Consider the following 12,168-nt stretch of genomic DNA (forward strand, 5'->3'; position numbering starts at 1 on the left):
GGGGGCCTGGCGCGCGCAAGGTTAGGCGATGTGGCCCGCAACCTCCAGAGTCTTTCGCGCCGTCTTCATGCGCCGCGCCTGCGCGGTGGCCTCAGCCGAGGCTGCGGCGGATCAGCAGGTTCATCAGCGCGCGCTGGTTCTCGGCGAACCGCGCGCGGAAGCGGTTCTGGCGCTCCCGCGGCATGGGCTTGCGCTTCTCGATGAGCACCGAGACATGGCCGCGCCGGCGGGCGCGCATCCAGGTGCGGATCGGCAGCTCGGCCTGCACGTCCCAGCGCTTGTCGCCGCGCCAGATGATGAAGCGCTCCTCCTCCACGTCGAAATTGTACTGGTGGAAGCCCGAATACCCCTCGCCCTCCGCCTCGTTGGGGTTGTGGTAGAGCATGACCTGCCCGCCCATCTTCACCACGCGCAGCATCTCGGTCAGGCCACGGATCGGGTCGAAGGAATGGTCCAGCGCGTTGCGGCAATGGACGATGTCGAAGGATTCCTCCTCCAGGAAGGCGGAAAGTTCCTCGGCCGGGGCGAAGATGGTGGGCACCGGCCGCTCGAGCCCCATCGCGTCGAAGATGCGGCTATAGGCGTCGGCCAGCGGATCGGTGGCGACGATCTCGATCGTCATGCCCGGCGGCGGCGCATAGCCGATGGAGGTGACCGGCCCCGCCCCCACATCGAGCACGCGCAGATGCGTGAGCCCCGCGGTCTTCGCGCGCTCGGCCAGCCAGGGGACCAGCGGCGTCTCGGGGTTCATGCGCGCGGAGAATTCCTCGGGCCAGCCGCCGCCGCGGGTCTTCGCCCAGTTGGTCCAGAAGCTCAATTCATAGGGAATCCCGCCCGCCCAAAGGTCGAAACGGTCGGTCAGGTCGGTCGGCAAGTCGCGGGGCGGAGTGACCATGGGCATCCTGGATGGGGCATGACGGGCCCGGCGGATGGGGCCGGCATCCGGGCTCCTTGCAAGCAGCCGGGCCGGATTGCAAGCATCCCCAAGGCGGGCCCCCTTCGCCAAACGCCCCGCAATGCCTAGATTACGCCCATGGCCCAACCCCGCCCCGCCCCCGGCTCCGCCTCCGGCCCCGCTCCCAGCGGGCCCCATGGCGCGGTTTGCGGCGTCTGCGGGACGGAGAGCCGGCAGCAGATCTTCCGCCCCGCGGCGCCCGAACAGGCACCCGACCTCGACCTCCGGCCCGGCCAGCCGATCCGCGGCACCATGGCCCGCTGGCTGCAGCAATGCCCGCATTGCGGCTACGCCGCGCCCGACATCACCCAGGCGCACCCCGCCGCCGCCCAGGCCGTGGGCGCCGCCAATTTCCGCGCCCTGCTGAACGACGACTCCCACCCGCCGCTCGCCCGCCGCTTCCTCGCCTGGGCCCTGGTGCTGGAGGAGACGGGCGCGCTGCATGCCGCCGCCGAGGCCACGCTGCACGCCGCCTGGATCGCCGACGACATGAACCGCCCCGACCTCGCCACCGCCTGGCGGCTGGAGGCTGTGGCGCTCTGGCGCAGCGGCCCGCCACTCGATGCCGAGCAGCGGGTGCGCGTGGTGGATGCGCTGCGCCGCGCCGAGGCCTGGGAGGATGCGGCCGAGACCGCCCATGCCCTGCTGCGCGAGAACCCGCCCGAGGCGGTGGAGCAGGTCATCATGCTGGAACTCCGCCTGATCGAGGCGCAGGACACCGGCCGGCACAGCGTCGCCACCGCCCTGCCGCCGCCCGCGCGCCGCCCGCATGTGGCGCACCAGAAGAGCGTGAAGCGCGGCGAGGGTTTGCGGGGCTGGCTGAAGCGCCTCTTCGGGCGTTGAAGAAAGGGCGGTTTCGGCCCAGATAGGTTATATCATAACCCATTCCGGACCTCGACCGATGCACCGCCGCACCCTCCTGGCCGCCCCCGCCCTTCTGCTCACCCCCCCTGCCCTGGCCCAGCCGCGCCCCGCGGCGGTCGCCTCCTTCTCCATCCTGGGGGACCTGCTGCGCGAGGTGGCGGGCGAGCGCATGGAGATCCGCGTCATCGCCGGCCCGGATGTGGACGCGCATCACTTCCAGCCCCGCCCCTCGCATGCGGAAGCCGTGCGCGGCGCGCGGCTTGTGGTGCGCAACGGCGCGGGCTTCGACAACTGGTTCAACCGCCTGATCGCCTCCACCGGCTTTTCCGGCGTGAATGTGCTGGCGACCGAGGGCCTGGCACTCCGCCGCGCCGCCCCCACGCCCGGCCACAACCATGGCAGCCAGGACCCGCATGCCTGGCAGGATGCGCGCCTGGCCATCGGCTATCTCCGCAACATCGAGAGGGGGCTGATCCGTGCCGATGCAGCGGGCGAGGCGGAATACCGCAGCCGTGCCGCCGCCGCGGCGGCGCGGCTGGAGGCGCTGGACGCCTGGGTCCGCAGCGAGATCGCCCGCGTGCCGGAAGCCCGGCGCATCGTGATCACGAGCCACGACGCCTTCGCCTATTTCGGCGCGGCCTATGGCGTGCGTTTCCTGGCGCCGCAGGGCGTGGCCCTGCAATCCGAGCCCTCGGCGCAGCAGGTGGCGAACCTGATCCGCCAGATCCGCGCGCAGAACATCACCGCCGTCTTCATGGAGAACATGTCCAACCCGGCCACGCTCCGGCGCCTCGCGGAGGAAGCGGGTGTGGCCATCCAGGGCCGCCTCTATGCCGATGCGCTCTCCGCCCCCGACGGCCCGGCCGCGACCTATGAGGCCATGATGCGCCACAATATGACGCTCATGGTGGCGGCGATGATGCCAGCGCGCGGTTGACATCGCCTCACAGGCGGAACGAAGCTTCCTCCCAGAAAAACACCGAGGGAGGATTGGCCATGCATGGCTTCACGACGGGGCGCCGCGCGCTGCTCGGCGGATTGGCGGCGACACCGTTCATCCGGCACGCCAGCGCGCAGGGCAACCAGCCCTATGTGCTCGGCACGCTCTTCCCGATGAGCGGGCCGAACGCCGAATACGGCACGGCCTTCACCGCCGGCATCCAGCTCGCCATGCAGCACATCGCGGCCGACAACATGCTGCGCCGGCCGCTGCGCCTGCAGGCCGAGGACACGCAGGCCCTGCCGCAGCAGGGCGTCATCGGCATGACCAAGCTCGTGAACGTGGACCGCGCCCATTACGTGATGGTGGGCTTCACCGCCGTCTCCAAGGCGGTGGCCCCGGTGGGCGATCGCGCGAAGACCGTCATGGTCAATGGCGGCGCCGTGGGGCCCGACCTCGCGGGCCTCTCGCCCTATTTCTGGAACGTGATCCCGCTGGCGCACCTGGAGACCCAGGCGCTGCTGCCCTTCCTGGTCCGGCAGCGGAACCTGAAGCGCATCGCGCTGGTCTATGTGGATGACCCGCTGGGCGATGCCATCCTCGGCATCCTGCGCAATGCGCTGCCGGCGGCGGGTGGCGAGCTGGTGGGCCAGTTCAGCATCCCGCGCACGGCGCAGCAATTCGCGCCCGTCGCGGCCCGCATCCGCCAGACGCGGCCGGACGCGGTCTATATCGCCTCCTTCGGCGCGCAGCAGAGCCAGATCATCAAGCAGCTGCGCGACAATGGCGTCTCCCAGCCGCTCGTCTCCTACTCCGCGATGAACATTGACAGCGTGCGCGCCACGGCCGAGGCGGAGGGGCTGATCTTCACGACGCAGACCACCGACTTCACCGGCGGCGATGCCGTCACGCGCCGCTTCGCCACCGATTTCCGCGCCCGCTTCAACAGCGACCCCGGCACCTACCAGGTGAACTACTACAACGCCGCCCGCCTCTTCGCCCTGCTGGCACAGGCGCTGGAGCGCGAGGGGGCCGAGGTGAATGGCGAGAATCTCCGCCGCGCCCTGCTGGCCGGCCGCGAGTTCGATCTGGTCGGCGGCAAGGGCCGCTTCGACGACCAGGGGAACATGAGCGCGGAGCTCCAGATCAACGAGATCCGCGGCGGCCGGTCGGTCAAGATCGGCTGACCCCATGCTCTTCGTCCAGCTCCTGCTGCAGGGGCTGCAGGTCGGCGCGATCTACGCGCTGACCGCGGCCGGCTTCGCGCTGATCTTTGGCGCCACACGCATCTTCCACTTCGCGCATGGCTCCTCCTTCGCACTCGCCGGCTATGTCTTCATCTTCGCGATGCAGGCGGGCTGGCCCTGGTGGATGGGGGGGCTGGCCGCCACGCTCACCGCCACGCTCTTCGGCATCGGCGTCTTCTGGTTCGTCTACCGGCCGATCCAGCGGCATGAGGGCTCCTTCTTCACCGTCTTCGTCGCCGCCTTCGGCGTGGGCATCGTGGTTCAGAACCTGATCGGCATGACGGCGGGGCGCGGCTTCGCCAGCGTGGACACGCCGCTCTCCCGCGCCGTCGAGGTGCTGCCCGAGGTCTTCCTCGCCCAGGTGTTCTGGGTGGCGATCGGCGTGGCGGCGGTGCTCTTCGCGGCGCTGACCCTGTTCCTGACGCGCCACAATGCCGGCGTGGCACTGCGCGCGCTGCACCAGAACCCGGATCTGCTGCGCGCCTATGGCCTCTCCTCCACGCGCCTCTCGCTGCTGGCCTTCGCGCTGGGCTCCGCACTCGCCGCCCCCGCCGCGATGGTGACGGCGATGACGTCGGGCATGAACGAGGCGATCGGCCACCAGGTCATGCTGATTTCCATGGCGGCGACCATCGTGGGCGGCGTGGGCTCGCTGCGCGGCGCCGCACTCGCCGGGCTGATGCTGGGTGTCGCCGAAAGCGTCGCGCTCAACTTCGTGGACACGCAGTGGGCGGAGGCGGTCTCCTTCCTCGTGCTCTTCGCCTTCATCATCTTCCGCCCGAGCGGCATCTTCGGGATCGCGCAAGCCAGATGATCGCCTATCTCACCAATCTCGCGGCGCTGGCCGCGATCTTCGGCATCCTTGCCTCCACGCTGAACGTGGCGGTGGGCTATGCCGGCATCTTCTCGGTGGCGCATGCCGTCTTCTTCGGCCTCGGCGCCTATGCCGGGGCGCAGATCGCCCTCGTGCTGGTGCCGGACGCGCTGCTGGCCATGCTGGTGGCGGGGCTGATCTCGGGCGTGCTCTCGCTCTGCCTCGCCCTGCCCGCGCTGCGCGTGCGGGGCGAGTATTTCGTCGCCGCCTCGCTCGGCCTGCAGATGATGGCGACCACGCTGTTCAGCGAATGGAAGTCGGTCACCGGCGGCATTGGCGGCCTGACGGGCATCCCCCGTCCCCATGTGTTCGGCGTGGAGGTCGGCACCCTGCCGCTGGCGCTGGCCGCCCTCGGCCTGATCCTGCTGGCCACCGCCGCCCTGATGCGCGGCGCCTTCGGCCGCACGCTACGGAGCATCCGCGATGCCGAGAGCGCGGCCGAGGCGCTGGGCAAGAATGTCGCCGCCGCCAAGGCGCTGGCCGTGGCCTTCGCCTGCGCCGGCGCGGGTGTCGCGGGCGCGCTGTTTGCCCTGCACATGCAGTTCGTGAATGTGGAATCCTTCAACCTGGACCAGTCGGTGCTGATCATGGCCATGGTGATCATCGGCGGCACCGGCACGCTGCTGGGGCCGCTGGTGGGTGCGGTCATCCTGCTCTCGCTGCCGGCCGGCCTCGCCTTCCTGCCCTTCATCCCGGCCACCGAGGTCGGCGCCGTGCAGCAGATGGTCTATGGGCTCGCCATGACGCTGCTCATGATCTTCCGCCCCGCCGGGCTGGTGGGTGATCTCAGCCGCGGGAAGAGCATGGCATGAGCGCGCCCGTCCTGGTCTGCGAGGGCCTCTCGCGCTCCTTCGGCGGCGTGAAGGCGGTGGCCGGCGTCTCGCTCGCCCTGCCCGCCGGGCAGGTGACGGCGCTGGTCGGCCCCAATGGCGCGGGCAAGACCACCGTCTTCAACCTCATCACCGGCAATCTCCGCGCCGATGCCGGCAGCGCCATGCTGCGCGGCCGCTCCATCATGGGCCTCAAGCCGCACCAGGTCGCGCGGATGGGGGTGGCGCGCAGCTTCCAGGATCTGCGCCTCTTCACCCACATGTCGGTGCGCGACAATGTGCGGAGCGCCACCGAGACCTCCGCCTGGTTCTGGCAGCCCGGGGGTGCGGCCGCCCGCCGCGCGCGTGAGGCGGCGACGGAGGAAGCGCTGGCCCGGACCGGTCTCAGCGAGCTCGCGGAAGCGCGCGCCATCGACCTCGCCTATGCCGAGCGGAAATTCCTCTCCATGGCGCGCATCCTGGCCGCCCGCGCCGAGATCTGGCTGCTCGACGAACCCGCCTCCGGCCTCGACCTCGCCTCCCGCCTGCGCTTCGGGGCGCTGCTGAAGGAGGCGCGGGCGCAAGGTGTCGCAATCTGCCTCATCGAGCACAATCTCGACGTGGTGACGGAACTGGCCGACCGCATCGCCTTCCTCGACCAGGGGCAGGTGCTGGCCGAGGGCGAGCCGCAATCCATCCTGAAGGACCCCAAGCTCGCCGCCATCTATTTCGGCGATCGCGGAGAGGCGGCATGAGCGGCGCATTGGCTCTCGAAGCCCGCAACCTCACCGCCGGCTATGGCGGGCGCGCCGTGCTGCAGGATGTCTCGCTCACGCTGGGTGCGGGCGAGATCGTCACGCTCGTCGGCCACAACGGCGCCGGCAAATCCACGCTGCTGCGCGTGCTCTTCGGCCTGCACCGGCCGGAAGCCGGTCAGATGCGCGTCTTCGGGCAGATGCTGGCCGACCACACGCCCGCCGCGCTCGGCGCCGTCGGCCTCGCCCTCGTCCCCGAGGGGCGCGGCGTCTTCCCCGACCTCACCGTGGAGGAGATCTTCGGCCTCGCCCTGTGGTCCGCCGCCGTGCCCAAGCCCGAGCGCGCCGAGCGCGTGGAGGAGGTTCTGAGCATCCTCCCCCGCATCCGCGAATTCCGCACGCGCCGCGCCGGCACGCTTTCCGGCGGGCAGCAGCAGATGGTCTCCATCGCCCGCGCCCTCCTCACCCGCCCGCGCGCCCTGCTGCTGGACGAGCCCTCCATCGGCCTCGCCCCCAAGCTCTTCCAGGACCTGCTGGCGCCCATCGCGGCGCTGCGCGAGAGCCGCGGCCTCGCCATCCTGCTGGTCGAGCAGAATGTGCGCGAGGCCTTCGCCATCTCGGACCGCGTGCTGGTCATGAAATCGGGCGCGATCATCGAGGAGGGCCCTCCCCAGGCCTTCGCGGATCATGCGAGACTGATGGAACTGTTCTGAGGAAACCTCCGCATGCTCACCATCTATGGCGTCCTTCGCTCCCGCGCCTCGCGCAATGTCTGGCTGGCGCTGGAGGCGGGGATGCCCTTCCGCCACGTGCCCGTGATCCAGGCCGGCCGCCTGGCCGACCCGCTGGCACCCGGCGCCCAGATCAACACGCGCTCGCCCGAATTCCTCAAGGTGAACCCCAACGCGCGCATCCCGGCCATGGAGGATGACGGCCTCGTTCTCGCCGAATCGCTCGCCATCAACCTCTACATGGCGAAGAAGCATGGCGGCCCGCTGGCGCCGGCCAACCTGCGCGAGGATGGCGAGATGACCGCCTGGTCCATCTGGGCGATGACCGAGGCCGAGCCGCACACCATCCAGATCCTCTACAACATGGTCGCCAAGCCCGAGGCGGAGCGCGACGCGGCGCTGGCTCGGGCCTCCATCGAGGCGCTGCGCGGCCCCTTCGCCGTGCTGGACGCGGCCCTGGCCAAGACCGGCTACATCGTGGGCGGCCGCTTCACGGTGGCCGACATCAACCTGGCCGAAGTCATCCGCTACGCCATGCCCGCGAAGGAGCTGTTCGAAGCCGCGCCCCATGTGAAGGCCTGGCTCGCCGCCTGCCACGCGCGGCCCGCCTTCAAGCAGATGATGGCCGACCGCGACAAAGAGCCTGCCTAATGATCTGGGACAAGATCATCGTCGGCGGCGGTTCCGCCGGCTCCGTCCTGGCCCATCGCCTCTCGGCGCAAAGCCACCGCAAGGTGCTGGTCTGCGAGGCGGGCCCCGACACGCCCCCCGGCGAGGAGCCCGCCGAGATCAAGGACAGCTACCCCGGCACCGCCTATTTCGACCCGCGCTTCCACTGGACCGAGCTCAAGGTCCACACGCAGATCGTGCCCCATAACCGCCCGGAGGATCGCCCGCCGCTGCGCAAATACGAGCAGGCGCGGGTGCTGGGCGGCGGCTCCTCCATCAACGGCCAGCTCGCCAATCGCGGCGCCCCCACCGATTATGACGAGTGGGAGCAGCGGGGGGCCGCCGGCTGGAACTGGGACGCCGTTCTGCCCTTCTTCAAGAAGGTAGAGCGCGATCTCGATTTCGACGGCCCCTTCCATGGCAAGGAAGGCCGCATCCCGGTCCGCCGCATCCCGCCCTCGGACTGGAACAACCACGCCAAGGCCGCCGCCAAGGCCTTCGAGGCCGCCGGCTTCAAGTTCCTGCCCGACCAGAACGGCTTCTTCGAGGATGGCTATTTCCCGATGACCATCTCGAACGAGGGCGAACAGCGCGCCTCGGCCGCGATGGGCTACCTCGACCGCTCCACCCGCGCGCGCGAGAACCTGACCATCTCCACCGAGACGCAGGTGAAGTCCCTGATCTTCGACGGCAACCGCTGCGTCGGGGTCGTCGCGCTGGTCAAAGGCCAGGAACAGGAATTCCGCGGGCGCGAGATCATCCTCTCCTGTGGCGCCATCCATTCCCCCGCACACCTGATGCGCGCCGGCATCGGCCCCGCCGCCCATCTGCGCGAGATGGGGATCGAGGTGCTGCAGAACCTGCCCGGCGTGGGCCAGGGGCTGATGGACCACCCCTCCGTCTCGCTCTCCTCCTACCTCAAGCGTGGCGCGCGCGTGGATGAGCGCACGCGGCGGCACATCCTGGTGGGCCTGCGCTATTCCTCGAATCTGGAGGGCATCCCGCCCGGCGACATGTTCGCCGCCGCCGTCAGCAAATCGGCCTGGCATGCGGTGGGCAAGCAGGTGGCCTCGCTGCTGCTCTGGGTGAACAAGACCTATTCCGAAAGCGGCCAGGTGCGCCTCGCCTCGCGCGACTGGCAGGCCGAGCCGGTGGTGGAATTCAACCTCCTCTCCGACACGCGCGACCTCGAACGCCTGATGACCGGCTTCCGCATGATGGCCGCGATCCAGATGAGCGGCGAATTGGGGAAGGTCACGACCGACCACTTCCCGGCCAGCTACACCGACCGCGTCCGCAAGCTCGGCGTCATCAACGCCAAGAACCGCTTCCTGACCAACGTGATCAGCGCGGTGATGGATGGGCCGGGCTTCATCCGCTCCCGCTTCATCGACCGCTTTGTGATCGAGGGCTACCGCTTCGAGGAGGTGATGACCGATGACGCGGCGCTGGAGGGCTTCATCCGCAAGGCCGCGATCGGCGTCTGGCACGCCTCCTGCTCCTGCCGGATGGGGGCCGAGGACGATCCGCGCGCCGTGGTGGACAATGAGGGCCGAGTGCGGGGCATCGAAGGTCTGCGCGTGGTGGATGCGAGCATCTTCCCCGTCGTCCCCTGCGCCAACACCAACTTCCCCACCATGATGACGGCGGAGAAGATCGCGGCCGGCATGGTGACGTGAGGCCAGGGGCGCTGCCCCTGGACCCCGGCAAAGGACTCGTCCTTTGCAATCCCTCTACTTGAGGGGCCGCTATTTCTTTTCGGGCAGCGCGTGCTGCTCGCGGAGCGCGTGGAAGCTCAGCATCTTCCACTCCTCCTCCGCGCGCTTGCGGCGCCAGTCGGAGGCAAACAGCGCCACCAGCGCGCCATCATGATCCTCGGCCAATTCACTGCGGTTGAACTGGCTGAAGCGGGCGATGGCATCGCGATCCTCGGACGTCACCCAGCGCAGATATTCCCACTGCGTGTGCTCGAAGCCCGCCGGCACGCCGTATTCCACCTTGAGCCGGCTTTGCAGCACGTCAATCTGCAGCAGGCCAACCACGCCGATCACCGGCGGCGAGCCATCCAGCGGGCGGAAGATCTGCACCACGCCCTCATCGGCCAGCTGCTCCAGCGCCTTGTTCAGCTTCTTGGCCAGCATCGGGTCATCGAGGCGCACACGGCGCAGATGCTCCGGCGCGAAGGAGGGGACGCCGCGGAAATTGATCGGCTCCCCCTCGGTCAGCGTGTCGCCGATTCGGAGAATCCCGTGGTTCGCGATGCCCACCACATCGCCGGGCCAGGCCTCCTCCGCCACCTGTCGGTCCTTCGCGAAGAAGAAGAGCGGCGCATTCACCGGCACCTGCTTCCCGGTGCGGACCTGGAGCAGCCTGGCACCCTTCTGCAAGCGCCCCGAGCAGACGCGCAGGAAGGCCACGCGGTCGCGGTGCTGCGGGTCCATGTTGGCCTGCACCTTGAAGACGAAGCCGGTGAGCTTGCCCTCGCCGGGGGCGACCATCCGCGCATCGGCCGCACGCGGCCGCGGCGGGGGCGCCAGCCGCGCCAACCCGTCCAGCAGATGCCCCACGCCGAAATCGCGCAACGCGCTGCCGAAAAACACGGGCGTCAGCGTGCCCTGGAGGAAGGCCTCGCGGTCGAATTCCGGATAGCCGCCGGTGACGAGCCCCGCCTGGTCGCGCAGATCGGCCAGCAACCCCTCGGGCACGAGCTTGTCGAGCTGCGGGTCTTCCAGGCCGGAGAGCGGGATATGCCCGCCATCCGCCGTGTCCAGCAGGCGCAGCGCCGGGTCCAGCAGGTCATAGACGCCGAGCAGGTCCCGCCCCTGCCCCACCGGCCAGGCGGCGGGCGAGACGTCGAGCGCCAGCGTCTTCTCGATCTCGTCGAGCAGCTCCAGCGGGTCGCGGCCCTCGCGATCCATCTTGTTGATGAAGGTGATGATCGGGATGTCGCGCAGGCGGCAGACTTCAAACAGCTTGAGCGTCTGCGCCTCGATGCCCTTGGCCGCGTCCAGCACCATGACGGCGGCGTCCACCGCCGTCAGCGTGCGATACGTATCCTCGGAAAAGTCCTCGTGGCCCGGCGTGTCCAGCAGGTTGAAGATCAGCCCGTCGCGCTCGAAGGTCATGACCGAGGTGGCGACCGAGATGCCGCGATCCTGCTCGATGCTCATCCAGTCCGAGCGCGTCGCGCGGCGATTGCCCTTGGCGCGCACCTGGCCGGCCAGCTGGATGGCGCCGCCTTTCAGCAGCAGCTTCTCGGTCAGCGTGGTCTTGCCGGCGTCGGGGTGGGCGATGATGGCGAAGCTGCGCCGGCGCGCGGCCTCATGAGCGGCGCCCGTGTTCAAGGCTTCAGAGGCGTTCTGGCTCAAGGCGGGCTCTCTCGGCGGGGGAAGGGCCAATGGGGAAGGCCGCGATGGTCGGAGCGGCGGGATTCGAACCCACGACCCCCAGTCCCCCAGACTGGTGCGCTACCAGACTGCGCTACGCTCCGACGCGAGTGGCCTTACCACCCGTTGCGCGCTTATCCAAGGGGCCCCGGCCATGTTGTGTCGGCATTCGTCACATTCCGCCGGATCGCGCCGGGGCGCGTGGGCGGATCGCGCCGGGGCGCCCGGCGGGCTAGACTGCGGCCATGAACCGAGCGAAGCGGCTTTCGATGGTGATGCTGGCGGCGGGGCTCCTGGCGGCGCCCGCCCCGGCCAGGGCGCAGACACCAGCCACCCCGCCCCCCAACGTCACCAATGCCAGCTTCGGCGACTGGGTGCTGCGCTGCGAGACCCGCCCCGCCGGCCCGCGCGGCTGCGAGGTGCTGCAATCCCTCCAGGACCAGCGCCGGTTGCCGGTCGCGCAATTCGCCTTCGGCCGGGCGCAGCGGGGGGACCCCATGCGCCTCATCGTCCTGATCCCGGCCAATGTGACGGTGGCCCACCCCATGCTGATCCAGCTGCCGGACCGGGCCGCCCCCATCCCGGTCACGCTGCGCGCCTGCGGCCCGCGGGGCTGCGTGGCCGAGGCCGATGTCAGCGCGGCCCAGCTCACCCGGCTGCGCGCCCGCGAAGCCCAGGGCCGACTGGAATACAGGGACGCGCTGGGGGGCGAGGTGGCACTGCCCTTTTCCACCCGCGGCTTCGGCCAGGCGCTAAATGCCCTGGCGCGCGAGGGTTTCTGAGTCCCTGATGCAACACGCGCCCCCAAACATTTGAATTTTGGGTTGTTTCATTTGTCAAATCACATAGGGGCAGATAAGTTACCAAAATCAGAGACATTCCTAAATTCCAGGGCTTTCCATTTTGCTGCCAAACCCATCCCCGGGCTGGCGCCTCGG

The 12,168-nt window shown here is 69.6% G+C and carries 12 protein-coding genes and 1 tRNA gene; 10 read left to right on the forward strand and 3 right to left on the reverse strand.

Going from position 1 to position 12,168, the window contains the following annotated elements; all coding sequences use genetic code 11:
- Positions 1 to 91 precede the first annotated feature (91 nt).
- Positions 92 to 895, reverse strand: a complete 804-nt coding sequence (locus tag ACQ860_RS07485; RefSeq protein WP_431302763.1) for a class I SAM-dependent methyltransferase — start codon at positions 893 to 895, stop codon at positions 92 to 94.
- A gap of 138 nt (positions 896 to 1,033) precedes the next feature.
- Between ACQ860_RS07485 and ACQ860_RS07490 the strand changes: the two genes are divergently transcribed.
- The 9 genes from ACQ860_RS07490 to ACQ860_RS07530 are packed head-to-tail and all read left to right on the forward strand — an operon-like array spanning position 1,034 to position 9,523.
- The gene (locus tag ACQ860_RS07490) at positions 1,034 to 1,798 is read left to right on the forward strand and encodes a hypothetical protein (RefSeq protein WP_431302764.1); all 765 of its coding nucleotides are present in this window, start codon (positions 1,034 to 1,036) and stop codon (positions 1,796 to 1,798) included.
- Positions 1,799 to 1,856: 58 nt separating this feature from the next.
- Complete coding sequence (locus tag ACQ860_RS07495) at positions 1,857 to 2,756, forward strand: metal ABC transporter solute-binding protein, Zn/Mn family (protein WP_431302765.1); 900 nt, start codon at positions 1,857 to 1,859, stop codon at positions 2,754 to 2,756.
- 59 nt (positions 2,757 to 2,815) lie between these two features.
- Positions 2,816 to 3,946, forward strand: coding sequence for an ABC transporter substrate-binding protein (locus ACQ860_RS07500; protein ID WP_431302766.1), 1,131 nt, complete (start codon positions 2,816 to 2,818; stop codon positions 3,944 to 3,946).
- A gap of 4 nt (positions 3,947 to 3,950) precedes the next feature.
- Positions 3,951 to 4,820, forward strand: coding sequence for a branched-chain amino acid ABC transporter permease (locus ACQ860_RS07505; RefSeq protein WP_431302767.1), 870 nt, complete (start codon positions 3,951 to 3,953; stop codon positions 4,818 to 4,820).
- Complete coding sequence (locus tag ACQ860_RS07510) at positions 4,817 to 5,692, forward strand: branched-chain amino acid ABC transporter permease (RefSeq protein WP_431302768.1); 876 nt, start codon at positions 4,817 to 4,819, stop codon at positions 5,690 to 5,692. The genes ACQ860_RS07505 and ACQ860_RS07510 overlap by 4 nt, the downstream gene beginning before the upstream one ends.
- Positions 5,689 to 6,444, forward strand: a complete 756-nt coding sequence (locus ACQ860_RS07515) for an ABC transporter ATP-binding protein (RefSeq protein ID WP_431302769.1) — start codon at positions 5,689 to 5,691, stop codon at positions 6,442 to 6,444. Before ACQ860_RS07510 ends, ACQ860_RS07515 begins: the two co-directional genes overlap by 4 nt.
- A complete protein-coding gene (locus ACQ860_RS07520; RefSeq protein WP_431302770.1) occupies positions 6,441 to 7,157 on the forward strand; it encodes an ABC transporter ATP-binding protein in 717 nt (238 codons plus the stop codon). Before ACQ860_RS07515 ends, ACQ860_RS07520 begins: the two co-directional genes overlap by 4 nt.
- A gap of 12 nt (positions 7,158 to 7,169) precedes the next feature.
- Positions 7,170 to 7,826: a glutathione S-transferase family protein gene (locus tag ACQ860_RS07525; RefSeq protein WP_431302771.1), complete on the forward strand. Its 657-nt coding sequence runs from the start codon at positions 7,170 to 7,172 to the stop codon at positions 7,824 to 7,826.
- Positions 7,826 to 9,523 carry a GMC family oxidoreductase gene (locus tag ACQ860_RS07530; protein ID WP_431302772.1) on the forward strand — a complete coding sequence of 566 codons (1,698 nt, stop codon included), beginning with the start codon at positions 7,826 to 7,828 and terminating at the stop codon, positions 9,521 to 9,523. The genes ACQ860_RS07525 and ACQ860_RS07530 overlap by 1 nt, the downstream gene beginning before the upstream one ends.
- A 69-nt stretch (positions 9,524 to 9,592) precedes the next feature.
- Here the strand turns inward: ACQ860_RS07530 and ACQ860_RS07535 are convergent, their stop codons facing one another.
- Entirely contained in the window at positions 9,593 to 11,188 is a 1,596-nt protein-coding gene (locus ACQ860_RS07535; protein ID WP_431302773.1) for a peptide chain release factor 3, read from the reverse strand.
- A gap of 69 nt (positions 11,189 to 11,257) precedes the next feature.
- Positions 11,258 to 11,334: transfer RNA gene (locus tag ACQ860_RS07540), tRNA-Pro, on the reverse strand.
- A 141-nt stretch (positions 11,335 to 11,475) separates the two neighbouring features.
- Here ACQ860_RS07540 and ACQ860_RS07545 point away from each other — a divergent pair.
- Positions 11,476 to 12,012 carry an invasion associated locus B family protein gene (locus ACQ860_RS07545; protein WP_431302774.1) on the forward strand — a complete coding sequence of 179 codons (537 nt, stop codon included), beginning with the start codon at positions 11,476 to 11,478 and terminating at the stop codon, positions 12,010 to 12,012.
- The last annotated feature ends 156 nt before the right edge of the window (positions 12,013 to 12,168 follow it).

Source organism: Sediminicoccus sp. BL-A-41-H5 (assembly GCF_050632405.1).
Lineage (GTDB): Bacteria > Pseudomonadota > Alphaproteobacteria > Acetobacterales > Acetobacteraceae > Roseococcus.

Coding starts and splice junctions, on each gene's coding strand:
- ACQ860_RS07485 (WP_431302763.1), bottom strand. CDS start 895: ATGGTCACTCCGCCCCGCGACTTGCCGACCGACCTGACCGACCGTTTC.
- ACQ860_RS07520 (WP_431302770.1), top strand. CDS start 6,441: ATGAGCGGCGCATTGGCTCTCGAAGCCCGCAACCTCACCGCCGGCTAT.
- ACQ860_RS07500 (WP_431302766.1), top strand. CDS start 2,816: ATGCATGGCTTCACGACGGGGCGCCGCGCGCTGCTCGGCGGATTGGCG.
- ACQ860_RS07530 (WP_431302772.1), top strand. CDS start 7,826: ATGATCTGGGACAAGATCATCGTCGGCGGCGGTTCCGCCGGCTCCGTC.
- ACQ860_RS07510 (WP_431302768.1), top strand. CDS start 4,817: ATGATCGCCTATCTCACCAATCTCGCGGCGCTGGCCGCGATCTTCGGC.
- ACQ860_RS07525 (WP_431302771.1), top strand. CDS start 7,170: ATGCTCACCATCTATGGCGTCCTTCGCTCCCGCGCCTCGCGCAATGTC.
- ACQ860_RS07545 (WP_431302774.1), top strand. CDS start 11,476: ATGAACCGAGCGAAGCGGCTTTCGATGGTGATGCTGGCGGCGGGGCTC.
- ACQ860_RS07505 (WP_431302767.1), top strand. CDS start 3,951: ATGCTCTTCGTCCAGCTCCTGCTGCAGGGGCTGCAGGTCGGCGCGATC.
- ACQ860_RS07515 (WP_431302769.1), top strand. CDS start 5,689: ATGAGCGCGCCCGTCCTGGTCTGCGAGGGCCTCTCGCGCTCCTTCGGC.
- ACQ860_RS07490 (WP_431302764.1), top strand. CDS start 1,034: ATGGCCCAACCCCGCCCCGCCCCCGGCTCCGCCTCCGGCCCCGCTCCC.
- ACQ860_RS07495 (WP_431302765.1), top strand. CDS start 1,857: ATGCACCGCCGCACCCTCCTGGCCGCCCCCGCCCTTCTGCTCACCCCC.